This window comes from Geodermatophilus saharensis (assembly GCF_900188205.1).
In the GTDB taxonomy this organism is placed as follows: Bacteria; Actinomycetota; Actinomycetes; order Mycobacteriales; family Geodermatophilaceae; genus Geodermatophilus; species Geodermatophilus saharensis.
Genome location: NZ_FZOH01000003.1, coordinates 113,997 through 136,981 on the forward strand (window position 1 = coordinate 113,997; position 22,985 = coordinate 136,981).

Below are 22,985 nucleotides of genomic sequence, written 5' to 3' on the forward strand. Positions count from 1 at the left end.
CCTCAGCCCCCCGCCAGCAGCGCGCGGACCGCGTCGACGGAGTCGGCGTCGGCGGGGCTGCGGTCGGGGCGGTAGCGCAGCACCCGCGCGAAGCGCAGCGCCACCCCGCCGGGGTAGCGGGTGCTGCGCTGGGCGCCGTCGAGGGCCACCTCGACGACCACCTCCGGCCGCAGCTCCAGCCCCCACGGGTGCTCGGCGCGCGCGTGCCCGGGGAACGTGCGCGTCTGCCAGTCGAGCAGCTCGTCGGTCATGCCCTTGAACGTCTTGCCGACCATGAGCGGGGCGCCGCCGTCGGGGTCGCGGGCGCCGAGGTGGATGTTCGACAGCTTCCCGCTGCGGCGGCCGTACCCCCACTCCACGCCGAGGACGACGAGGTCGAGGGTGTGCACCGGCTTGACCTTCTGCCAGGCGCGGCCGCGGCGGCCGGCGGCGTAGGGCGCGTCGAGGGCCTTGACCACCACGCCCTCGTGGCCGGCGGCCAGCGCGGCGTCGAGGACGGCGGCGGCCTGCCCGGGGCCGGGCCGGCGGACCCCGGGCATCCGCAGCGGCGCGGCCTCCTCGGCGGCCAGCAGCCGGTCGAGGACGTCCAGTCGGGTGGCCAGCGGCTCGTCGAGCAGGTCACGGCCGTCGAGGTGCAGCACGTCGAAGAAGAACGGCGACAGCAGCACGCCGGCGTCGGCCTCGTCGCTGCCGAAGCGGCTCATCGTGTCCTGGAACGCGCGCGGACGGCCGTCGTCGTCGAGGGCGAGGGTCTCCCCGTCGAGGACGGCGGTGCGGCAGGGCAGCGCGCGCACCCGCTCGACCAGCTCGGGCACGCCGTCGGTGACCTCCCGCAGCGTGCGCGTCCACACCCGCACGACGTCGCCGTCGCGGTGCACCTGGACGCGGGCGCCGTCGAGCTTGTGCTCCACGGTGACCTCCCCGCCCAGGTCGTCGAGGGCCGCCTCGAGCGAGGAGCCGGGGCTGGCCAGCATCGGCCGCACCGGGCGGCCCACCCGCAGGCCGACGGCGGCCAGCGCCCGCTCCCCGCCGGTCAGGGCGGTGGCGGCGGTCTCGTCGAGCCGGCCGGTGAGCATCGCCGCGCGGCGGACGGCGGCCGGCGGCACCTGCGCCGCGGCGGCCACGGCGTCGAGCAGGACGCCCTCGAGCGCGCCCTGGCGCAGCTCACCGCCCAGCAGCCGGACGAGGAAGCGCTGCTCCTCGGCGGTGGCCGCGGCCAGCACCTCGGCCAGCAGCGCCTCGCGGCGGGCGGTGGACCCGGTGCCGGTGGTGGCGGCGAGGGCGGTGAGCGCGGCATCGACCGCCGCGACGGTCAGCGACGGCGCGGGCGCGGGGTCGGGCAGCGCCCGCGACAGCGTGCGCCAGCCGACGCCCACCCGCCCCTGCGGCAGCTCCCCGGCCAGCCACGCCGCCACCGGCCCCACCTCACCCGGCCCGGCGCCTCGCAGCGCCGCTGCGATCGCCGCGGCCTTCGCCGTGCGGGCGCGGGTGGCCGCCACCGCGGCGGAGGCGGCCACGACGTCGGCGAGCAGCACGCCGCCATGCTGACAGCCGGGTACGACACCGGGCGGCCACCGCGCCGTGCCCACCGCCCCTCCGGGGGAGGCCGGGGACCCGGCGCGGCCGGCGTCAGCCGGAGGTGTCCCCGCGGCCGGAGCCCGCGTCGTCCGGGTGCCCGGTGAAGGCCGCCCGGGCGTCGGCCCGGGCCGCCTCGGCGGCGTGGCCCTCGGTGTCGGAGCGGGGGACGGCGGCCGGGCGCAGCGAGCGGACGAGCTCGTCGACGTTGGCGAAGTCGACCCCTGGCGGCACCGTGCGCAGGGTGCGCAGCACCTCGTCGGGAGCGCCGTGCCGCCGGGCGGCGTCCAGCAGCGCGTCCTTGTCGGCGGGGTAGTCGACCTCGCCCAGGTGCGCGAGCACGTCCTGCACGGCAACGGTGTCGGCCACGGGATCTCCTCGGGACTCGGGACGGGACTCGGGGCGGGGCTACCCGTCGCCGGGACCGGTACGCACCGTCAGCGCGACGCCGTCGGCCAGCCGGTAGGGCCCGGTGGACACCAGGTCGCCGACGACGCGGCGCAGCCGCGACACCTCCGCGCGGGCGGCGACGACGTGCCCGTCGTCGCCGTAGAGGCCGCGCCCGAGGGCGGCGGCGTCGAGCCCCCGCCGCCCGGCGCCGGCGACCAGCGCGAGGACCTGCCCCTGCCGGCGGGTGAGCGCCGCCGACCACGAGTCCTGGCCGCCGGCGACCCGCAGCACCGGCGCGGCGGTCAGGTCCAGCTCGGCGGTGACCGGCGCGCGGGACTCCGCCGGGCGCAGCAGCCAGCCCTCGCCGAGCCGCTCGGGGGTGCACAGCCCCAGCCCGGGCACCGCCACCGGCCGCCCGGCGCGCGGCACGGCCACCCGCGGGCCGGCGGCGATGCCCGACCGCGCGGCCACCCAGCCGTCGTCGTCGACCACCAGCAGCGGCCCGCGCACCGTCCCCAGCACCGGCTCGGCGCTGCGGCGCAGCCGCTCCAGGTGCTGCTCGTGCCGCCGCCACAGCCCGGACTCGGCCAGCCGCACGGAGGTCTCCACCAGCGCGCCGATGGCCGGGTGCAGGGTGAGCGCCGGGCCGCTGACGTCGACGATGCCGAGCAGCTCCCCGGTGACCGGTGAGTGCACCGGCGCGGCCGAGCAGTACCAGGGGTGCTGGGCGGACTCGAAGTGCTCGGCGGAGAACAGCTGCACCGGCGCCGCCTCGGCCAGGGCGGTGCCGATGGCGTTGGTGCCCACCGCCGCCTCGGTCCACGTCGCGCCCTCGGCGAAGCCGAGCCGGTCGGCGTGCCGCCGGGTGGCCGCCGCCCCCTCCCGCCACAGCACGACGCCGTCGGCGTCGGTGACCACGACGAGGCCGTGCGAGGCGTCGGCGACGCCGACCAGCACCCGGCGCAGCTCGTCGACGACCAGCGCCAGCCCCGAGCCGTGGCGGCGCCCCTCCACCGCGTCGGCGGGCAGCGGGTCGCGGGGGCGGGGCCGGTCGGGGTCCAGACCCAGCCCCAGCACCCGCGACCAGGACCGCTCGACCACCCCGCGCGGCCGCACCGGCGGGCGCCCGCCGGCGAGGACGGCGTCGTGCACGCGGGAGAGCACCCGGGCGTGCGTGGACAGGTCGGTACCGGGCGCGACCGCCGACCACGGGGGCACCGGCGCCTCCTCGGGCGTGCAATCCGCTGCAACGCTCCCGCTCCGGCCCGCGGGGCGCTGTGCTGCACATCACACCACGTCCCGACGACGAGGAGGTCCCTCCGTGACGCAGACGCTCGACGCACCTCCGGAGAGCCCCGCGCGGCGCGCGGCCGACTGGTTCACGGCGTTCGAGGACGCCCTGCGCGCCCGCGACGTGGAGCGGGCCGCCGGCCTGTTCGCCACGACGAGCTACTGGCGCGACCTGGTCGCCTTCAGCTGGAACGTCACCACCGTCGAGCACCGCGCGGGCGTGACCGACCTGCTCAGCGCCACGCTGGACCGCACCGACCCGTCGGGCTTCACCGTCAGCGAGGAGCCGGAGGAGGCCGACGGCGTCACCACCGCCTGGTTCACCTTCGAGACGGCCGTCGGCCGCGGGAAGGGCCTCGTGCGCCTCGTCGAGGAGGACGGGCAGCCGCGGGCGTGGACGTTGCTGACCACCCTGTACGAGCTCAAGGGCCACGAGGAGCCCCGCGGCACCGACCGGCCGATGGGCGCCGAGCACGGCGTCAACCGGCAGCGCCTGACCTGGGCCGAGCGCCGGGCCCGCGAGGCCGCCGAACTCGGCCGCACCACCCAGCCCTACGTGCTCGTCGTCGGGGGAGGGCAGGGCGGCATCGCGCTGGGGGCCCGGCTGCGCCAGCTCGACGTGCCCGCACTCGTCGTCGACCGGCACGCCCGCCCCGGGGACCAGTGGCGCAGCCGCTACAAGTCCCTCTGCCTGCACGACCCCGTCTGGTACGACCACCTGCCCTACCTGCCGTTCCCGGACAACTGGCCGGTGTTCTCCCCGAAGGACAAGATCGCCGACTGGCTCGAGTCCTACGTGAAGGTCATGGAGATCCCGTACTGGGGGAGCACCGAGGTGCGCCGCGCCGGGTACGACGAGGCGGCCGGTGAGTGGACCGTCGAGGTGGTGCGCGACGGCGAGGAGCTCACCCTGCGCCCGAAGCAGCTGGTGCTGGCCACCGGGATGAGCGGCAAGCCGAACGTGCCGGTGCTGCCCGGGCAGGACGTGTTCCGCGGCGAGCAGCACCACTCCTCGGCCCACCCGGGCCCCGACGACTACGCCGGCAAGAAGGTCGTCGTCGTCGGCAGCAACAACTCCGCCTTCGACATCTGCGGCGCGCTGTGGGAGCACGGCGCCGACGTGACGATGGTGCAGCGCTCCTCGACGCACATCGTCAAGAGCGACAGCCTCATGGAGATCGGCCTCGGCGCGCTCTACAGCGAGCAGGCGGTGGCCGGCGGCATGACCACCGAGAAGGCCGACCTCACCTTCGCCTCGCTGCCCTACCGGATCCTGCACGAGTTCCAGATCCCGGCGTACGAGCAGATGAAGGAGCGCGACGCCGACTTCTACGACCGGCTGGAGAAGGCCGGGTTCTGGCTGGACTGGGGCGACGACGGCTCGGGCCTGTTCATGAAGTACCTGCGCCGCGGCTCCGGCTACTACATCGACGTCGGCGCCGCCGACCTGGTGGCCAACGGCGACGTCGAGCTCGTGCACGGGCAGGTCGACCACCTGACCGAGGACGCCGTCGTGCTCGACGACGGCACCGAGCTGCCGGCCGACGTCGTCGTCTACGCCACCGGCTACGGCTCGATGAACGGCTGGGCCGCCGACCTCATCTCCCAGGAGGTCGCCGACAAGGTCGGCAAGGTCTGGGGCCTGGGCTCGGACACCACCAAGGACCCCGGGCCCTGGGAGGGCGAGCAGCGCAACATGTGGAAGCCCACCCGGCAGGAGGGGCTGTGGTTCCACGGCGGCAACCTGCACCAGTCGCGGCACTACTCGCTCTACCTGGCGCTGCAGCTCAAGGCCCGGCAGGCCGGCATCCCGACGCCGGTGTACGGGCTGGCGGAGGTGCACCACCTGCGCTGAGCCGCCGGGTCACCGGGCCGCCGAGCCCGCCGAGCCGCCCGGCGCCGGGGAGTCCGGTCTCCCCGGCGCCGGTGCGTGTCCGGCGCTAGGGTCGGCGCGGTCACCAGCGAGCCGGTCGTGGGAGCCGCATGAACCTCGAGAAGGTCGTCTTCGGGTTCTTCGTGCTGCTCGCCGCGACGCTGAACTTCGGCTTCTTCCTCGGGGACATCTCCGACCCCGCGCTGCACAACGTCTACGAGCTGTTCGCCGCGCTGGTGGTCAGCCTCATCGCCACGGTGCTCAAGTTCGGCGACCGCACGCAGATCGGCGCCGTCCACCTGGCCACCAGCCTCGTCGCCGACCTGCAGCTGGTCGCGGCCACCATCACCTGGGCCTGGGCGGTGCACGTCTCCGCCGAGGGCCTCACCGACGTGACGACGGCGAGCATGGTCTCGCTCTCGGGAGGGGCGCTGCTGGCCAACGTGGTCTCGGTGGTGCTGCTCGTCGTCGAGACCGTGTCCTTCCAGCGCCACTGACCGGCGCGACCGACGCCGCCGCCGTGGAATCCGCACCGCCGCCCCCGGTCACGACCCGCAGCCGGCGCCGGCGGCGCCGGGCCCCGGTGGTGCCCCGCGCGGAGGGGTCGGCGACGGTGTTCGTCGTCCTCCGGCGGATGCGCGCCCCGCTGATCACGCTCATCGTCATCTTCTTCGTCAGCGTGCTCGGGCTCTCGCTGATCCCGGGCGTCGACGCGTCGGGTCGGCCGGCCCGCCTCAGCCTGTTCGACGCCTTCTACGTCATGAGCTACACGGCGACGACGATCGGCTTCGGCGAGATCCCCTACGCGTTCGGCTACGCCCAGCGGATGTGGGTGACCGCGACCATCTACCTGACCGTCGTCGGCTGGGCCTACGCGATCGGGTCGCTGCTGGCGCTGCTGCAGGACCGCGCGTTCCGGCAGGCGCTGGCCCTGCGGCACGTGTCCCGCAAGGTCAACCGGCTGCGCGAGCCGTTCCTGCTGATCTGCGGCTACGGGCAGGCCGGTGAGCAGCTCGGGCTCTCCCTCGACGCCCTGGGCCGCCGGTTCACCGTCGTCGACATGGCCGAGAGCCGCATCGACGCCCTCGAGATCGCCAGCCACCGGGCCGACGTCCCCGGACTGGTCGGCGACGCCCGCGACCCGCACGTGCTCGGCGTCGCCGGGCTGGGACACCCGTACTGCGAGGGCGTGCTGGCCGTCACCGGCGACGACGAGGCCAACCTCGCGGTCACGATGGCCGCCGCGCTGCTGCGCCCGGAGCTCCCGGTGGTCGCCCGCACGACGTCGGCGACGGTGGCCGAGCGGATGTGCGGCTTCGGGTCGCCGACGGTCATCAACCCCTTCGACCGGTTCGGCGACCACCTGCGGCTCGCGCTGCGCACCCCGGCCTCGTACCAGCTCATGACCTGGCTGGAGAGCGGCCCGGGCGCCGAGGTGCCGTCCCGGGGCAAGGCGCCGGCGCCCGGCCGGTGGGTGGTGTGCGGCTACGGCCGGTTCGGCCGGCACTTCGCCGCCGACCTGCGCGCGGAGGGCCTGGAGGTGACCACCGTCGACCCCTCGCCGGAGGAGGAGCCGACCGTCGTCGGGGACTCCGCGGACCCCGACGTCATCCGGCGGACCGACCCCGCCACCGCGGTCGGCCTGGTCGCGGCCACCGACAACGACACGACCAACCTGTCGCTGGTGGCCGAGGCCCGGCGGATCAACCCCGACCTGTTCGTCGCCGCCCGCCAGAACCAGCCCACCGACGCCGCCCTGTTCGCCGCGATGGACGTCGACGCGCTGCTGGTGCCCACCGAGGTGGTCGCGCACGACGCCTACGCCCGGCTCAGCACGCCGCTGCTGTGGCGGTTCCTGCGCGAGCTGCCCGGGCAGAGCGACGAGTGGTCGGCCGGCATCATCGAGCGGCTGCTCGAGGCGTGCGGCACCCACCTCGAAGCGCTGTGGAAGGTGCGGCTCACCGAGGACGAGGCGCCGGCGCTGCACCCCCACCTGGCCGGCGGGCGGTTCCGGCTCTGCGACCTGCTGCGCGACCCCGCCGACCGCGACGAGACGCTGCTGGCCGTGCCGCTGATGGCGCTGCGCGGGGGCGAGGCGCTGCTCGCGCCCGACGGCGACCTGGTGCTCGAGCCGGACGACGAGCTGCTCTTCGCCGGCCGGGCCCCGGTGCACCGGGAGGTGGAGGCCACGCTGTTCCTCGACGGCGTCGCCGACTACCTCGTCACCGGCCAGCGGGTGCCGTCGAGCTGGATCTGGCGGAAGCTGAGCCGGTCGAGGCCCGTGCCGGACGCGACCGCCGCGTCCTGACCGGCCGCCGACGGGGGGAGCACCCGTGGCCGACCAGGGGCCCGTCCGGACCTTCCTGGGGGGCGGTCGCGGCCGCCGGGACGCCGTCCGGCCGCCCCAGCTGCGCACCGACGACCACCGCTCCGCCTCGCGGCTGGAGCTGTTCTTCGACCTGGCGTTCGTCCTCGTCGTGGCCGAGCTGGCGATCGCGCTGCGCGAGGACGTCACCCTGCACGGGTTCCTCGTGTTCGCCGGGCTGTTCGCCACGGTCTGGTGGTCGTGGGTGAGCTCGACGCTCTACGCCAACCGCTTCGACCACGACGACGTCGTCTACCGGCTGTACAAGCTCGGCAGCATGGCCGCCGTCGTGGGGCTGGCGGCGTCGGCGTCGGAGGCGACGGGGGAGCGGTTCGCCGTCTTCGTGCTGTGCCACGTCGTGCTGCGGCTGCTGCTCCTGCTGCAGTACCGCCGGGCGCACGTGCACGTGCCCGAGGCGCGGCCGATCACCCGGCTGTACCTGCTGGGCGCCGGCGCCGGCGCGACGCTGTGGGCGGTGTCGCTGGCCGTGCCGCGGCCGGCCGCCTACGCGCTGTGGGCCGCCGCGGTCCTGGTCGAGGCGCTGGTGCCGCTGCTGGCCACGCGGTCCTCTGCCGACGTGCCGCTGCACGTCGAGCACCTGCCCGAGCGGTTCGCGCTGTTCGTCATCCTCGTGCTCGGTGAGCCGGTGGCCGCCGTCGCCCACGGGCTGTACGACGCGGGGTGGTCGGGCGCCGCGCTGCCGGTGGCCGTGCTGGGGTTCGTGCTCGCGGCGGCGCTGTGGTGGAGCTACTTCGACCTCGCCGGAGCGCGGGCGAAGAAGCTGCTGGGGGAGGCCGGGGAGTCCAACGGCGCGCACTCCCACGACGTCTACGTCTTCGGGCACCTGCCGCTGACGCTGGCGCTCGCCTCGGTGGGCGCCGGCCTGGAACTCGCGGTCGTGGAGGCCGCGGCCGGGGAGGTGCCGGCCGGGACCCGGCTGCTGGTGGCCGGCGGGGTGGCGGTCTACCTCGTCGCCGCGAGCGTCACGGCGTCGGCGATGACGGGGCAGGCCGGGCACGGGTGGTGGTGGCCGCTCCTGGCCGCGGTGGTGGCCGCGCTGGACGCGCTGCTGGAGCTGCCGGCCTGGGTGGTGGTCGGCGCCCTGGCGCTGCTGGTCTCGCTGGTGGTCGTGGCGGGCCTGGTGCAGCGCTCGTCGGGGCGCCTGGAGACCGAGGAGGTCTGACCGCCGGGGTCCGACCGCCGAGTCCGACCGCCGTGTGCCGCAGGGACCTCCGACCCTGCCACCGCCCGGCGGTGCGGCGTGCACTGGACCCGGTGGCCGCGAGGACCGGTCGAGCGGGACGGTGCCCGGCCGGCGGGCGGGCACCGGCAGGGAGGACGGCCATGGCCACACCCACCACCCCGACCCCCGGTGACGACCGGCGGCCGGAGATGTCGCCGGACGAGAAGCTGATCGCCCAGTGGGAGGCGCAGCACGACGTCGCCGCCCGCGGGCACCGCGGCGACCCGCTCGGGCTGCAGCGCTCGCTCACCCGCGAGCGCCTCGCCGACTGCGCCCGCCGCGGCGCCACGGCGTCGGGTGCGGGATCGTCGCGTGCCGGGGCGTCGCGTGCCGGGGCGTCGCGTGCCGGGGCGTCGCGTGCCGGGGCGTCGGGTGGGGCGGCCGTGCCGCGGCCGGCTCCCGACGACGCGGCGGCGGGCATGGGCGAGGGTGACGTGTGCGTGGCGCCGTGGGCCGCCGCCCAGGCCGCCGAGGCCGCCGAGGATCCCGCGCCGGCCCGCCGCCACCCGTGGCGGCGGTTCCGGCACCACGCCTCCGAGCACTGACGCCCGCCGGTCACCCGGCGCCCCGCCGGCCCGCCGGCCCGCCGGGTCGCCATGTCGATGCGGCGACTGGTCGAGGTGTCCGCACGTCGACCAGTCGCCGAGTCGAGTCGTCGGCTCGTCGACCAGTTGCCGAGTCGAGTGGTCCGCACGTCGACCAGTCGCCGAGTCGAGTCGTCCACCGGGCGGCCCTCGAGCACCCCTCAGAAGGGCGGTGGGTCGTCGTCCGGGTCGGCCGGCTGGTCCGCGGGCGGTGGGTCGGGTGCCTTCGGCGGTGGTGGCCGGACGCCCGGTGGCCGGGTGGTCCGGGTGGTGCCCGACGGGGTGGTGACGGTGAGCGTCCCGTCGGGGCTCATCTCGAACCGCCAGCCGCGGGCACAGGTCTTCACCCGGCGGTGGGAGCGGCACAGGCAACACAGGTTGGCGCAGTCGGTGGCCCCGCCGTGCGCGTGCGGGATGACGTGGTCGGCGTCGGCCCAGCCGACCCGCTGGCCGCAGGTGGGCATCCGGCAGGTGCGGTCGCGGGTGCGCACGAACGCCTGCTGCTGCGCCGAGGGTGTGTAGCCGTCCCTGCTCGCCGGCCGGTCGAGCACCGTGCACCCGCAGTCGCCGTCGGGGTGGTGAGGGCAACCCCGTTGAGCCAGCCTCCGCAGCCGGTCCAGCGTCGCGGTGGCCCGCAGCGTGCCGTCGTCGGTGAGCGTCACCGTCACCGACCTGCCCTCGGGCGCCTGCACCCCCAGCGCGTCCAACTCGCGCAGCAGCTCGCGCAGGTGCGCGGCGGTGATCGGGAACCCGTTCACCTCCCCGGCCTGCGCCGACCGCCCGGCCAGCGACGCCAGCGTGGCGACGATCTGCAGGTGCGCCGTCACCGCCGTCCCCGTCTGCCACGGCCGCTGCAGCAGGTCGGCGAACACGGCGGTGCGCAGCTGCCCGATCGGGCGCGGATCGCCGTCGGCCTTGAGCATCCGGGCGAGGGCGTCGACGGTCGTCTGGCAGGCGGCGGCCACGTCGGTGGGCAGGTCGGCGGCGATGGTGCTCATCCCGTCGGACGGCGATGGGTAGACCCGCACGTCCGAGCGCCGCTCGGCGGTCTTGCGCCGCTGGTCGACCGCGTCGGCGTCGGCTTCGAGCAGCAGTTCGATCGCCCGCTTCTTGAGCCGCCCGACGGTCAGGGCGGTGGCGTCGGGCAGCACGGCGGCCTCGATGCGCCAGGCGAGGGCGGGGTCGGTGTGCTGCAGCACGTCGACCAGTGCCTTGGCGCGGGCCTCGTCGAGGTCGCCGGCGGTCAGGGCGGCCCAGGTGGCGGGCAGGCGCTCGCGGTAGGTCCAGGCGCGGGTGGCCAGGTGGTCGGCGGTACCGCGGCCGCAGTTGAGGATCACGGCCAGCTCGGCGGTGCAGAACTTCGACACCCCGGGCAGCTCGGTGTCGGGCTTGCACGACCGCGCACCGGGCGTGCCCGGCGCGGGGTCGCCGTCATCGGGAGAGTCGTCGGCCAGGGCGAGGACCAGTTCGGCCTCGTAGGCGGCGGTCATCGCCTGGCGGGCCTGCAGGCGCTGCAGCTCGGCGGCCTTCTGCTCCCGCGACGACACCCCCACCGGCAGCCGCGGCACCGTCACCGGCCGCGCGAGCAGCAACCCGGCGAGCGCCCGCTCCACGGGTGGCACGTACTCCGCGACCTCCTGCACGACCCCGAACCTACGGGCGGGTGTGACAGTTCTCGCAGGTCAGCGGCCCAGATCCCGCTGCTGGGCAGGAACGGGGCCGGCCGTCACCCCGGACTGTGGGGGAGGCGTGGGTGCGCTGTAGGTGTCCCGTGCCGGGGGCCGCCGACAGGCTCACCGCCATGACCGACACCGCCCCCGCCCCCGTCCCGATGGCCGACGTCCGCGACATGTACGTCGTCCACCGCGCCTTCCGGCGCGAGTTCCGGCTGCTGCCCGAGCTGATCCGCGCCGTCGCACCGGGGGACACCGACCGCGCCGCCGTCCTCGCCGCCCACGCCCGCCTGGTGCTGCTCGGCCTGCACATGCACCACACCGGCGAGGACGACCTCCTGTGGCCCAAGCTGCTGGAGCGCTGCCCGCCCGACGCCGCGGTCGTCCACCGCATGGAGGCCCAGCACGAGCAGGTCGAGCACCTCACCGAGCAGCTCGGCCCGGCCCTGGACCGCTGGGAGGTCGAGGCCCGGCCGGCCGTGGCCGAGGAGGTCGCCGGCACCCTCGACGCGCTGCGCGCCGTCCTGCTCGAGCACCTCGCGGAGGAGGAGCGCGAGATCCTCCCGCTGGCCGAGCGGCACGTCACGCAGGAGGAGTGGGCTCAGCTCGGCCAGCACGGCGAGGGCACGATGGCCAAGAAGGACCTGCCGATCCTGTTCGGCGCGCTGCTCGAGGAGTGCAGCCCCGAGGAGCGGGAGATGATGCTGCACGTCGTCCCGTTCCCGGTCCGCGTCCTGCTCCGCACCGTCTTCGCCCGGCAGTACCGCCGCTACGCCGGCCGGGTGCGCGGGACCCGCTGATCGCCCGGGCCGATCTGCCGGGCGAGGGCCGGGACGTCGCCGGGCCGCAGCAGCCGGCCGGCGTCCCAGGCCCGCCCGAACGCCTCCTCGCCCAGCGCGGCGCGCACCTCCGGCAGCACCAGCCGGGCCAGCTCGACGTCGGGCGGGAACGCCACCGCCACCGACGCCGCCTCCGCCGTCGCCGAGCCCGCCGCGAACAGCCGGGCCGACAGCTCCGGCGACCCGCGCCGGGCGGCCACGACGGCCAGCCCCGGCAGCGTGTACGCCAGCGTCCAGGTGGTGCGGACCTCCGCGGCGAGGTCGGCGGCCTCGGTCCACCGGGCCAGCGCGGTGTCCTCGTCGCCGGCCAGCTGCGCGAGCGAGGCCTGCACGTTGAGCACCGTCGCCAGGGTGAACGGGCTGCCCAGCTCCCGCGCCAGCCGCTCGGCGACAGCGAGCTCGGCGGCTCCTCCGGCGTGGTCGCCGGACTGCAGCAGCAGCTGGCCCCGGGCGGTCACCGCGTGCGCCCGCGCCCAGGTCTGCCCGGTCTCGGCGGCCAGGCGCAGCGCCTCGTCGAGGTCGGCGGCGGCGGCCGGCAGGTCGCCGAGGAAGACGGCGGCCGAGCCGGTGAGCACCAGCGCCAGCGCCCGGAGGTCACCGGCGCCGGCGACGGCGGCCAGCCGGGCGGCGTCGGCGGCGGCGGCGCGGGTGCCCGGGATGTCGCCCGACGCGTAGCGCAGCGCGGCCAGGCCCAGCAGCAGCCGGGCGTCGTCGGCGGGGGCCAGCCCGTCCCGGGACACCCGCGTGACCCAGCCCAGCCCCTCGACGGCGTTGCCGCGCACCGCCCAGTACAGCCAGGTCGCCTCGGTCAGCCGGGCGACGTCGGCCGCCCGCCCGGCGGCCACCAGCCGGCCCAGCGCGGCGGCGAGGTTGCCGTGGTCGCGCTCGAGCCGGTCCAGCCAGGGCCCCTGCTCGGGACCGGTCAGCCCGGTCCGGGCGCCGTCGGCGAGGTCCAGCACCGCCGCGGTGGCCCGCTCGGCCACGGCGTCGGCCTCGCCGGAGGCGGCCAGCCGGGCCGCGGCGTACTGGCGCACCGGCTCCAGCAGCCGGTAGCGGGCCGCGGGCCCGTCCTCCACGACCACCAGCGACTGCTCGACCAGCCCGCCGAGCTGCGGGACGACGTCGGCGCCGCCGGCGACCGCCCGGGCGGCGTCGAGGTCGAAGCCGCCGGCGAACACCGCCAGCCGGCGCAGCAGCGCCTGCTCCCCCGCGGTGAGCAGCTCGTGGCTCCAGTCCAGCGCGGCGCGCATCGTGCGCTGCCGCTCGGGCAGGTCCCGGGAGCGCCCGGCGCCGAGGGCGTCGTCGAGCCGGCCGAGCAGCGCCGACGGCGGCAGATAGCGGGCGTGCGCCGCGGCGAGCTCGAGGGCCAGCGGCAGGCCGTCGAGGCGGCGGCAGATCGCCGCGACGTCGGCCGCGGCGTCGTCGAGGGCGACCGTGCGGCCGGCGGCGGCCGCCCGGTCGAGGAACAGCCGCGCGGCGGGCGAGGCGGCCACGGTGGCGGCGTCCGGGCGCTCCGGCACCGGGAGCGGGCCCAGGGGCCGCTCCCGCTCGGCGCGCACCCGCAGCGCCGCACGGCTGGTGGCCAGGACGGCCAGCCCGCCGCAGCGGGCCAGCAGCGCGGCGACGTCGGGGGCGGCGTCGAGGACGTGCTCGACGTTGTCCAGCACGACCAGGTGCCGCCGCCCGCCCAGGCGCGCGGCGACGGCGTCGGCGACGTCGCCGGCGAGCTGCCGGCCGCCGAGCGCGCGGGCCAGCTCGGGCAGCACCAGCCGCGCCTCCCGCACCGGCGCGAGCTCGACCAGCGTGACGCCGTCGGGGAAGTCCGGTGCCAGCGCCCGCGCCGCGGCCAGCGCGAGCGTGGTCTTGCCGACGCCGCCGGGGCCGGTGAGCGTCAGCAGCCGGGTCGCGCCCGAGCGCAGCAGCCCGGTGACCTCGGCGAGCTCGGCGTCCCGGCCGACCAGCGGCGCGGCCGGCAGCGGCAGCACCGGGACCGGCGGCGCCGGCGGCCCCTCGGGCCCGGTCCCGGGCCGGGCGGCGGCGGTCAGCGCCGCCCGGTCGGCGTCGTCGAGGTCCAGCGCGTCGGCCAGCGCGCGGAGGGTGTGCGGGTAGGGGCGGCGGCGCTCCCCGCGCTCCAGCGCGCTCACCGCCTTGGCGGTCAGCCCCGCCCGGGCCGCGAGCTCCTCCTGGCTGAGCGCGGCCCGCTCCCGCCACCGCCGCAGCAGCCCGGCCAGGGAGCCGGTGCCGGAGGGGGAGGCGCTCATCGGCGGGGAGGGTAGCCCGGCGCGGGCCCACGGGGCCGGTGTCCCCGGCTCGCCGCGGTCCGTGCCGTCGGCGACAGTGGTGCGGCCCTGCACTCACTCACCGGAAGGCCCCTCGACGTGCCCCCCTCGGACGACGGCGACCCGCACCTCGCGGAGTTCGGCTACCGGCAGCACCTGGACCGCAGCATCGGGCGGTTCTCCAGCTTCGCGGCCGGCGTCAGCTACATCTCGATCCTCACCGGCACGTTCCAGCTGTTCTACTTCGGCTTCGCCGCCGGCGGGCCGGCCTACGTCTGGTCCTGGCCGCTGGTCTTCGCCGGGCAGCTGATGGTGGCGCTGTGCTTCGCCGAGCTCGCCGCCCGCTACCCGGTGGCCGGGTCGCTCTACAACTGGACCAAGCGGCTGGGCAGCGCGACGACGTCGTGGCTGGCCGGCTGGGTGATGCTCACCGCCTCCATCGTGACGCTCGCGGCGACCGCGCTGGCCTACCAGATCACGCTGCCGCAGCTGTGGTCGGGCTTCCAGCTGGTCGGCGACGGCACCGGCACCTACGACGTCGCCGTCAACGCCGTCCTGCTGGGCGGGCTGCTGATCACGTTCACCACGCTGGTCAACGCGTTCGGCGTGCGGCTGATGTCGCGGATCAACAGCGCCGGGGTGTTCATCGAGCTGGTCGCGGCGGTGCTGATCGTCGTCGTGCTGGCCCTGGCGGTCACCCGCGGGCCGCAGGACGTCCTGTTCGACACCGGCGGCCGCGGGGAGGGGCAGCCGCTGGGCTACCTGGGCGCCTTCCTCGTCGCCGCGCTCGCCTCGGGATACGTCATGTACGGCTTCGACACCGCCAGCTCCCTCGGCGAGGAGACGAAGGAGCCGTCCCGCACCGCGCCGCGGGCGATCCTGCGGGCGATCACGGCGTCGTTCGTGCTCGGCGGGCTGATCCTGTTCTTCGGGCTCCTGGCCGCGCCCTCGCTCACCGACCCGCAGCTGTCCTCGGGCAGCGGCGGCCTGCAGTACGTCCTGCTCTCGGTGGCCGGCACGGGGCTGGGCAAGGCGTTCCTCGTCTGCATCGTCGTCGCGGTCACCGTCTGCTGCCTGGCGGTGCACACCGCCGCCATCCGGATGACCTTCGCGATGGCCCGCGACAACGCCCTGCCCGCCGGCACGCGGCTGGCCCACGTCGACCCGCGGCGCCGCACGCCGGTCGTGCCCGCCGTGCTGGTCGGGGCGCTGGCGGTCGGCGTGCTGCTGCTCAACGTCCGGCAGCCGCAGGTGTTCACGGCCCTCACCAGCATGGCCGTGGTGATGATCTACCTGGCCTACCTGCTGGTGACCGGCCCGATGCTGGTGGCCCGGCTGCGCGGCCGCTGGCCGGGCCCGGCACAGCCCGGGCGGTTCTCCCTCGGCCGCTGGGGGCTGCCGGTCAACGTCCTCGCCGTCGCGTGGGGCACCGGCATGGCGGTGAACCTGGCCTGGCCGCGGCGGGAGATCTACAACGCCACCGGCCCGCAGCACTGGTACCTGCAGTGGGCCGCGCCGCTGTTCATCGGCGCGATCGTCGCCGTCGGGCTGGCCTGGTACCTGCTGCGCCAGCGCAAGCGCACCGGCGTGCTGCCCGAGCACGCCGCCGTCATCGACCCGATCCCGCCGCCCACGCCCGCGTGAGCCGCAGCGCGCCCCGGGCCACCCCGCCCAGCAGCCGCGCGCGCTGGGCGGGGGACAGCGCGGCGAACACCCGCGCCATCGCCGCCGCCACCGCCGGCGGCGGCGACCCGACGTCGAGGTAGGCGCTCCACGCGCGATCGGGCAGCGTGAAGAACGCGGCGAAGAAGGCGTCGGTGGCCGCGGCGTCCAGCGGCAGCAGCACCTCCCGGCCCAGCGCCAGCAGCGCCGCCGTCGTCCGGGGCCGGGCCGCGCGCACCACCACGTGCGGGTCGCGGCCCTCCGCCAGCGCCGCGGCCACCTGCGGCCCGAGCCGCAGCGACGAGGCCACGCTGTAGCCGGTGGCCGGGTGCACCAGCCCGGCGGCGGCGCCCAGGCGGGTGCCGGTCCCGGCGGCGCGGGACGCGCCGTCGAGGGGGATGGCCACCCGCTCGGCCTCCCCGGCCGGGCGCAGGCCGTACGCGGCGAGCAGCGCGGCCAGCCGGTCGCGCAGGCCGGGCAGCGGCAGCGGCGGCCGGGCGGCCAGGGAGGTGGCCTCCAGCAGCACGGTGCCGTCGTCGAGGGGCAGGCCGTACAGGAAGGCCGGCGGCGCGCCGGGGGCGGCCAGCGCCGTCCAGTCCATGAGCAGCGCGCCGCCGGGCGGCACCAGGTCGGGGACGGGGCCGGCGACCACCTCGCCCCAGGCCCGCTGCTGCGCCGTCCCGGGGCCGCTGCCGCGGGCGTCGAGGACCACCCGCGCCGTCAGCCGCTCCCCGCCGGCGAGCACGACGGTCCGCCCGGAGACCGCCGTCACCCGGTCGGTGACCACCGTCCCGCCGGACGTGCGGAACCGGTCGAGCACCGCCGCGTGCACGACGTCGTTGCGCAGCCGGGCGTAGCCGCGCGCCAGCCGCCGCTCGCCGCCGGCCGCGGTGCGCACGACGGTGGGGGAGTACCGCGCCGCGGCGGCGGCCGGGTCCAGGCCCAGCGGGCCGGCCGCGGCGTCGAGCTCGTCGGCCCACAGGCAGTAGGTGGCCGGCCAGACGCGCAGCGAGGGGGCGACCAGCGCCGTCCGCAGGCCCGCCGCCGCGCAGCCGGCCGCGGCCGACAGCCCGGCGGGACCGGAGCCCGCCACCAGGACGTCGAGCTCGGCGGGGGGCACCGCAGGAGACGACCACACCCCCGCCGCCCCGCGCCAGGCGGGGGGACGGGGGTGCGGCCGGGACGGGTCAGCGGACGCCGGCGGCCGCCCGCTCCCGCGCCTCGGCCCCCGCCACGGGGGCTGCGGGCAGCGGGTCGGGGTCCTCGTCGAGCATGGTCGCCTCGTCGAACGGCGCGGTCCCCGACAGCGCCGCGTCGAGCCGGTCGCGGTCGAGCTCCCGGGTCCAGGTGGCCACCAGGACCGTGGCGACGGCGTTGCCGGCGAAGTTGGTCACCGCCCGCGCCTCGGACATGAACCGGTCGATGCCGACGATCAGCCCGACGCCGTCGAGCAGGTCGGGGCGGTGGGCCGACAGCCCGCCGGCCAGCGTGGCCAGGCCCGCGCCGGTGACCCCCGCCGCGCCCTTGGAGGCGACGATCATGAAGGCCAGCAGGCCGATCTGCTCACCGACGCTCAGCGGGTCGCCGAGCGCGGAGGCGATGAACAGCGAGGCCATCGTCAGGTAGATCGCGGTGCCGTCGAGGTTGAAGGAGTACCCGGTCGGCACGACGATCCCGGCGACCGGCCTGCTGACGCCGGCGTGCTCCATCTTCGCGATCAGCCGGGGCAGCGCCGTCTCGGAGGAGGACGTGGAGACGATGAGCAGGAACTCCCGGCCGAGGTAGCGCAGCAGCCTGACGACGTTGACCTTCGCGACCAGGCGCAGCAGCAGGCCGAGGACGACGAACACGAACACCAGGCAGGTGGCGTAGAAGCCGAGCATGATCACCGCGAGGCTCTTCAGGGCGTCGACCCCGGTCTCGCCGACGACCGCGGCGATGGCGCCGAACGCCCCGACCGGGGCCAGCCACATGACCATCGCGAGGATGCGGAAGACGAGCTTCTGGAAGTGCCCGATGCCGCGCAGCAGGGGCTCGCCGGCGCGGCCCATCGACTGGATGGCGAAGCCGACGAGCAGCGCGACCAGCAGCGCCTGCAGCACCGAGCCGTCGGTCAGCGCCGACACCAGCGTCGTGGGGACCAGGCCCAGCAGGAAGTCGACCGTGCCGCCGCTCTCCTCCGCCGTGCCCGCCAGCGCGGCCCCCTCGCCGCGCAGCGTCTCCGACAGCGCCAGCCCGTCGCCGGGGTGCAGCAGGTTGCCCACCACCAGGCCGATGGCCAGCGCCACGGTGGACATCAGCAGGAAGTAGCCCAGCGCGAGGCCGCCGATCCGGCCCACCTTGGCCGCCTGCCGGATCGCGCCGATGCCCAGCACGATGGTGCAGAAGATCACCGGGGCGATGAGCATCTTGATCAGCGCGACGAACGCCGTCCCGATCCACTTCAGGCCGGCGGCGAACTCGGGGAACACCAGCCCGACGACGATGCCGAGGACGACGGCGCCGATGACGGACAGGTAGAGCCAGTGCGTGCGGTCACGCCGACCGCTCGCCGCGGTGCCTGCTGTCATGACTGCTCCTGAGGGGTCGGGGGCGGGGCGTCCCCCAGTGAGCCGGAGCCGGTGACCGCGGTCACGCTTCCGTTCATTGCGTACGTGACCTGCGCCTCACCGGGCCGCGGCGGGACACTGCTGCCGTGTCCCCGCTCCGGCGCTCTCCCGGCCGCCGTCGCGGCGGCGTCAGCCTCGCCCGGCAGCTGCTGTGGCTGCAGGCGCTGGTCGTCGCGGTGCTGGTCGCCGCCGCCTCGGCCGTGGCCTACCTCGACGCCCGCGAGGCGGTGCAGAGCACCGCCGAGGAGCGCACCACCGCCGTCGTCGAGAGCATCGCCGACTCCCCGCTGGTGGTCGAGGCGGTCACCGGGGAGGACCCCACCGCGGTGCTGCAGCCCTACGTCGAGCAGGTCCGCGCCGACGCCGGGCTGTCCTTCGTCACGGTCATGGCGCCCGACCGCACCCGGTTCACCCACCCCGACCCGGCGCAGATCGGCCGGCCGTTCCGGGGCAGCGTCGCCGAGGCGCTGGCCGGGCGCACGCTGACCGAGACCTACACCGGCACGCTGGGGCCCTCGGTGCGCTCCACCGGGCCGGTCCTCGACGCCGACGGGGACGTCGTCGCGCTGGTCTCGGCGGGCATCACCGTCGACCGGGTCGGCGCCGACCTCGCCGAGGCGGTGCCCGGCATCCTCGGCACCGCGGCGCTCGCCCTCACCGCCGGCGCGCTGGGCAGCTGGGCGATCAGCCGCCGCGTGCGCCGGCAGACCGGGGGGCTCGACGCGACGACCCTGGCCCGCATGGTCGAGCACCACGAGGCCGTCCTGCACGCCGTCCGGGAGGGCCTGCTGCTGGTCGACCGCGAGGGCCGGGTGGAGCTGGCCAACGACGAGGCCCGCCGGCTGCTCGACCTCGACGGCGACCCCGCCGGCCGGCCGGTGACCGCGCTCGGCCTGCCCGGCCCGCTGGCCACCGCGCTCGCCGCGCCGGGGCGTGCGGTCGACGAGGTGCACCTGAGCGGCAGCCGCGTGCTGCTGGTCAACCGGTCCCCGACGCGCGCCGCCGGCCGGTCGGCGGGCTCGGTGGTGACGCTGCGCGACCACACCGAGCTGCAGGCGCTCACCGGGGAGCGCGACAGCGTCCGGGCCTTCGCCGACTCGCTGCGCGCCCAGGCCCACGAGGCGGCCAACCGGCTGCACACCACCGTCTCGCTGGTGGAGCTGGGCCGCAGCGGTGAGGCCGTCGAGTTCGCGACCGCCTCGCTGGCCACCGCGCAGGCGCTCACCGACCGGGTGGTGGGCGCGGTGGAGGAGCCGGTGCTGGCGGCGCTGCTGCTCGGCAAGGCGGCCGGCGCCGCCGAGCGCGGGGTGACCCTGGAGATCGACCCCGGCACCGCCGTCGGCGTCACCGGCCTGCCGGCCGGCGACCTGGTGACCGTCGTCGGCAACCTGCTCGACAACGCCGTCGACGCCGCCCTGGCCGGCGACCCGCCCCGCGAGGTCGCCGTCGGGCTGGCCGTCGACGGCGACCGGCTGGAGATCCGGGTCGAGGACAGCGGCCCCGGCGTCCCCGAGGAGCAGGCCGCGGAGGTGTTCCGCCGGGGCTTCACGACCAAGCCCCCGCCCGACGGCGCCCCCGAGGGCCTCGGCCGCGGCCTGGGGCTGGCGCTGGTCGAGCAGACGGTGCGCCGGCACGGCGGCACGGTGTCGGTGCGCCCCGGTCCCGGGGCGGAGTTCACCGTCTCCCTCCCGCTGGCCGTCCCCGCCCGGACCGCCCCGTGATCCGCGTGCTCGTCGTCGAGGACGAGCCGGTGGCCGCCGAGGCGCACCGGACCTACGTCGACCGCACGGCCGGCTTCGGCACGGTGGCCGTCGCCGGCACCGGCGCCGCGGCGCTCGACGCGCTGGCCCGCACGCCGGTCGACCTGGTGCTGCTCGACCTGCACCTGCCCGACGCGTCGGGGCTGGAGCTGTGCCGGCGGATCCGGGGGGCCGGCGCCGACGTCGACGTCCTCGCCGTCACCTCGGCGCGGGAGCTGGCCACCGTGCGGGCCGCCGCGGTGCACGGCGTCGTGGGGTACCTGCTCAAGCCGTTCACCTACCCGGCGCTGCGCGACCGGCTGGTCGCCTACGCCGAGTACCGCTCGGGCCTGACCGCCGGCGGGGAGGCCGCCGGGCAGGCCGAGATCGACCGGGTGCTCGGCGCGGCGCGCCCGTCCCGGTCCGCGCCGCTGCCCAAGGGCATGGGCCGGGAGACCCTCGACGCCGTGGTGGCCGCCGTCCGCCGGGCCCGCGGGGTGTCGGCGGGGGAGACCGCGGAGGTGATCGGGGCCTCGCGGATCACCGCCCGCCGCTACCTGGAGTACCTCGCCGAGGCGGGGCTGGTCGAGCGGGTGCCCCGCTACGGCGGCACCGGGCGCCCGGAGCTCGAGTACCGCTGGCGCTGACCGGCCTCACGCCGGGTCGCCGTCGACGTACACCCACCGGCCGCCGTCGCGCCGGAACCGGCTGCGCTCGGCCTGCACCTGCTCGGCCCCGCCGGCGCGGGCGTGCGCGCGGAAGGTGACCGTGCCCTCGGCGTCGAACAGGCCGCCGCCGGTCGTCGCCAGCACCTCCAGCCCGGTCCAGCGCACGCCCGGGTCCAGCCGCAGCGTGCGCGGCCGGGTGGCCGGGTCCCAGGTGGCGAGAAGGTACGCCGGGTCGCCGACGGCGAAGGCGCTGTAGCGCGAGCGCATCAGCTGCTCGGCGGTGGCCGCGGCAGCCGTCCCGTCGTGGAGGCGGCCGCAGCACTCCGCGTAGGCCAGGCCGGATCCGCAGGGGCAGCGAGCCATGCCCCTAGTCTTCGGCGATCCAGACGGCGGTGTCCGGCGGGAGCGCCACGGAGCGGGCCGAGGTGTGCACCCCCGGGCCGGACTCGAGCAGCACCTGCCCGCGGGAGCGGACCAGCGCGGTGCCGGTGCCCATGTTGACCACGCAGCGGACCGTGCGGCCGCCTCCGGTGCAGCGCACGGTCAGCACGTCGCCGCGGGTGCTCACCGTCGCCTCGCCGCTGCCGAGCGCGGGGTGCTCGGCGCGGACGGTGAGCGCCTGGCGGTACAGGTGGAGCACGGAGTCGGAGTCGCGGGTCTGCCGCGAGACGGCGTGCCGCTTCCACTCCGCCGGCACCGGCAGCCACGGCCTGGCCGAGCGGTCCCGGGAGAAGCCGACGCCGGCCGTGGCGTTCCACGGCATGGGCACGCGGCAGCCGTCGCGACCGGCCCGCGCGCCGTTGCTGCGCAGGAAGATCGGGTCGCGCTTGGCCTCGTCGGGCACGTGCGCCTGCGGCAGGCCGAGCTCGTCGCCGGCGTAGACGTAGGCCGAGCCCGGCAGGGCCAGCAGCAGCAGCGCGGCGGCGCGGGCGCGGGCCAGGCCGGTCTCCCCGCCGCCGAAGCGGGTGACCATGCGGTCCTTGTCGTGGTTGCCCAGCACCCACGACACCGGGGCGCCCACCCGCCCGAAGGCGTCGAGCGCGCTGCCGATGGCCTCGGCGAAGGCGGGGGTCTCCCACCGCGACTTGAGCAGCCGGAACGACAGCGACTGGTGCATCTCGTCCGGCCGTGAGTAGAGCGCGACCTGCTCGAGGTCGGCCAGGCAGACCTCGCCCACCAGCATGGTGTCCGGGTACTCGTCGCAGATCGCCCGCCAGCGGCGCCACACGTCGTGCACCTCGGGCTGGTTCCAGGTCATCGCCTGCTCGGGACCGTGGCCGAACAGCGTGGGGGAGTACTCGCCGGGGTTGTCCCGCAGGCCGGCGTCCTTGTAGAGGCCGTAGGCGACGTCGACCCGGAAGCCGCTCACCCCGCGGTCGAGCCAGAAGCGCAGCGTCCGCTCGAAGTCCTCGGCGACGACGGGGTCGCGCCAGTTGAGGTCGGGCTGCTCGGGCGCGAACAGGTGCAGGTACCAGCGGCCGTCGGGGGTGCGCGACCAGGCCGGGCCGCCGAACAGCGAGCGCCAGTTGTTCGGCGGCTCCTCCGACGGCGGCGCGAAGTGGTACCGCGAGGCCTCGGGGGCGTCGGGGTCGGCCAGCGCCGCCTGGAACCAGGGGTGCCGGTCGGAGGTGTGGTTGGGGACGACGTCGAGCACCACGCGCAGGCCCAGCCGGCGGGCGTCGTCGACCAGCGCCTCGACGTCGGACACGTCGCCGTACTCGGGGTCCACCGCCCGGTAGTCCACGACGTCGTAGCCGCCGTCGGCGCCGCCGGAGGGGTAGTGCGGGTTGATCCACAGCGCGTCCACGCCGAGCCACGACAGGTACGGCAGCCGCGCCCGCAGCCCGGCCAGGTCTCCGATGCCGTCGCCGTTGCCGTCGGCGAACGAGCGCAGGTAGACCTGGTAGACGACGGCCGAACGCCACCACGGGGAGTCGGCCTGCTGCTCCTGCGCGGGAGCCGGCCGGGACCACGGCTGCTGCTCGGCGGCGGTGCCGGCAGCGACGAGTCGAGCGGACATGCGCCCAGGATCGGCACTCTCCGGTGTGGTGAGGTGCCCCCCTGACGCCAAAGAGTGGTGTCTTCCTCGTCACGTTCTGCCGAACGCGCAGGTCCGCAGCACCCGATGGTGTGCTCGCGCACACCCGGATGGGCGAGTGGCATGGCGACGTTGCACCAGCCGTCCCACGAGTCACG

The 22,985-nt window shown here is 76.6% G+C and carries 18 protein-coding genes; 9 read left to right on the top strand and 9 right to left on the bottom strand.

The genetic code is table 11. The features are described from left to right. Positions 1-2: 2 nt before the first annotated feature. The 3 genes from CHC04_RS08615 to CHC04_RS08625 all read right to left on the bottom strand — a co-directional run bounded on the left by CHC04_RS08615 (position 3) and on the right by CHC04_RS08625 (position 3,183). Positions 3-1,535 (bottom strand): ATP-dependent DNA ligase, encoded by a 1,533-nt coding sequence (locus CHC04_RS08615; protein ID WP_089403521.1) that lies wholly within the window; start codon positions 1,533-1,535, stop codon positions 3-5. Positions 1,536-1,629: 94 nt separating this feature from the next. Next, positions 1,630-1,944 (bottom strand): DUF2795 domain-containing protein, encoded by a 315-nt coding sequence (locus CHC04_RS08620; protein WP_089403522.1) that lies wholly within the window; start codon positions 1,942-1,944, stop codon positions 1,630-1,632. A 39-nt stretch (positions 1,945-1,983) separates the two neighbouring features. Continuing rightward, positions 1,984-3,183, bottom strand: coding sequence for a GAF domain-containing protein (locus tag CHC04_RS08625; RefSeq protein WP_089403523.1), 1,200 nt, complete (start codon positions 3,181-3,183; stop codon positions 1,984-1,986). Positions 3,184-3,286: 103 nt separating this feature from the next. Between CHC04_RS08625 and CHC04_RS08630 the strand changes: the two genes are divergently transcribed. From CHC04_RS08630 to CHC04_RS08650, 5 genes are all read left to right on the top strand, one after another. After that, a complete protein-coding gene (locus tag CHC04_RS08630; RefSeq protein ID WP_089403524.1) occupies positions 3,287-5,110 on the top strand; it encodes a flavin-containing monooxygenase in 1,824 nt (607 codons plus the stop codon). Positions 5,111-5,238: 128 nt separating this feature from the next. Further along, the gene (locus CHC04_RS08635) at positions 5,239-5,625 is read left to right on the top strand and encodes a DUF6394 family protein (RefSeq protein WP_089403525.1); all 387 of its coding nucleotides are present in this window, start codon (positions 5,239-5,241) and stop codon (positions 5,623-5,625) included. Between the two features lie 23 nt (positions 5,626-5,648). Next, complete coding sequence (locus tag CHC04_RS08640; RefSeq protein WP_245817076.1) at positions 5,649-7,436, top strand: potassium channel family protein; 1,788 nt, start codon at positions 5,649-5,651, stop codon at positions 7,434-7,436. Positions 7,437-7,461: 25 nt separating this feature from the next. After that, on the top strand, positions 7,462-8,676 hold the full coding sequence (locus CHC04_RS08645) for a low temperature requirement protein A (protein WP_089403526.1): 1,215 nt from the start codon (positions 7,462-7,464) through the stop codon (positions 8,674-8,676). Between the two features lie 161 nt (positions 8,677-8,837). Beyond that, positions 8,838-9,281, top strand: a complete 444-nt coding sequence (locus CHC04_RS08650) for a hypothetical protein (RefSeq protein WP_089403527.1) — start codon at positions 8,838-8,840, stop codon at positions 9,279-9,281. 200 nt (positions 9,282-9,481) lie between these two features. Here CHC04_RS08650 and CHC04_RS08655 read toward each other — a convergent pair whose 3' ends face one another. Next, the gene (locus tag CHC04_RS08655) at positions 9,482-10,963 is read right to left on the bottom strand and encodes an HNH endonuclease signature motif containing protein (RefSeq protein WP_089403528.1); all 1,482 of its coding nucleotides are present in this window, start codon (positions 10,961-10,963) and stop codon (positions 9,482-9,484) included. A gap of 158 nt (positions 10,964-11,121) precedes the next feature. Between CHC04_RS08655 and CHC04_RS08660 the strand changes: the two genes are divergently transcribed. Next, a complete protein-coding gene (locus tag CHC04_RS08660) occupies positions 11,122-11,793 on the top strand; it encodes a hemerythrin domain-containing protein (protein ID WP_089403985.1) in 672 nt (223 codons plus the stop codon). Here the strand turns inward: CHC04_RS08660 and CHC04_RS08665 are convergent. Further along, complete coding sequence (locus tag CHC04_RS08665; RefSeq protein WP_141233742.1) at positions 11,763-14,093, bottom strand: ATP-binding protein; 2,331 nt, start codon at positions 14,091-14,093, stop codon at positions 11,763-11,765. The genes CHC04_RS08660 and CHC04_RS08665 overlap by 31 nt on opposite strands. A 117-nt stretch (positions 14,094-14,210) precedes the next feature. On the opposite strand from CHC04_RS08665, the gene CHC04_RS08670 reads away from it, so the two are divergent. Beyond that, complete coding sequence (locus tag CHC04_RS08670; protein WP_089403530.1) at positions 14,211-15,755, top strand: APC family permease; 1,545 nt, start codon at positions 14,211-14,213, stop codon at positions 15,753-15,755. Here the strand turns inward: CHC04_RS08670 and CHC04_RS08675 are convergent. Together CHC04_RS08675 and CHC04_RS08680 are read right to left on the bottom strand one after the other, a co-directional pair. Continuing rightward, positions 15,721-16,893 carry a lycopene cyclase family protein gene (locus tag CHC04_RS08675; RefSeq protein WP_176449905.1) on the bottom strand — a complete coding sequence of 391 codons (1,173 nt, stop codon included), beginning with the start codon at positions 16,891-16,893 and terminating at the stop codon, positions 15,721-15,723. The two genes, CHC04_RS08670 and CHC04_RS08675, sit on opposite strands and share 35 nt — an antisense overlap. Before the next feature lie 67 nt (positions 16,894-16,960). After that, positions 16,961-18,343: a cation:dicarboxylate symporter family transporter gene (locus CHC04_RS08680; RefSeq protein ID WP_089403532.1), complete on the bottom strand. Its 1,383-nt coding sequence runs from the start codon at positions 18,341-18,343 to the stop codon at positions 16,961-16,963. A 125-nt stretch (positions 18,344-18,468) separates the two neighbouring features. Here CHC04_RS08680 and CHC04_RS08685 point away from each other — a divergent pair, with 125 nt between their 5' ends. Together CHC04_RS08685 and CHC04_RS08690 are read left to right on the top strand one after the other, a co-directional pair. After that, on the top strand, positions 18,469-20,103 hold the full coding sequence (locus tag CHC04_RS08685; protein WP_089403533.1) for a sensor histidine kinase: 1,635 nt from the start codon (positions 18,469-18,471) through the stop codon (positions 20,101-20,103). Beyond that, on the top strand, positions 20,100-20,768 hold the full coding sequence (locus CHC04_RS08690) for a response regulator (RefSeq protein ID WP_089403534.1): 669 nt from the start codon (positions 20,100-20,102) through the stop codon (positions 20,766-20,768). Before CHC04_RS08685 ends, CHC04_RS08690 begins: the two co-directional genes overlap by 4 nt. A 6-nt stretch (positions 20,769-20,774) precedes the next feature. Here the strand turns inward: CHC04_RS08690 and CHC04_RS08695 are convergent, their stop codons facing one another. Further along, on the bottom strand, positions 20,775-21,152 hold the full coding sequence (locus CHC04_RS08695) for a YchJ family protein (RefSeq protein ID WP_089403535.1): 378 nt from the start codon (positions 21,150-21,152) through the stop codon (positions 20,775-20,777). Between the two features lie 4 nt (positions 21,153-21,156). Continuing rightward, positions 21,157-22,809 carry a glycoside hydrolase family 13 protein gene (locus CHC04_RS08700; protein WP_089403536.1) on the bottom strand — a complete coding sequence of 551 codons (1,653 nt, stop codon included), beginning with the start codon at positions 22,807-22,809 and terminating at the stop codon, positions 21,157-21,159. Positions 22,810-22,985 lie beyond the last annotated feature (176 nt).

Excerpts from the sequence above, each read along its gene's own strand:
- CHC04_RS08700 (WP_089403536.1), bottom strand. The coding sequence starts at position 22,809 with ATGTCCGCTCGACTCGTCGCTGCCGGCACCGCCGCCGAGCAGCAGCCG.
- CHC04_RS08665 (WP_141233742.1), bottom strand. The coding sequence starts at position 14,093 with ATGAGCGCCTCCCCCTCCGGCACCGGCTCCCTGGCCGGGCTGCTGCGG.
- CHC04_RS08680 (WP_089403532.1), bottom strand. The coding sequence starts at position 18,343 with ATGACAGCAGGCACCGCGGCGAGCGGTCGGCGTGACCGCACGCACTGG.
- CHC04_RS08660 (WP_089403985.1), top strand. The coding sequence starts at position 11,122 with ATGACCGACACCGCCCCCGCCCCCGTCCCGATGGCCGACGTCCGCGAC.
- CHC04_RS08695 (WP_089403535.1), bottom strand. The coding sequence starts at position 21,152 with ATGGCTCGCTGCCCCTGCGGATCCGGCCTGGCCTACGCGGAGTGCTGC.
- CHC04_RS08635 (WP_089403525.1), top strand. The coding sequence starts at position 5,239 with ATGAACCTCGAGAAGGTCGTCTTCGGGTTCTTCGTGCTGCTCGCCGCG.
- CHC04_RS08650 (WP_089403527.1), top strand. The coding sequence starts at position 8,838 with ATGGCCACACCCACCACCCCGACCCCCGGTGACGACCGGCGGCCGGAG.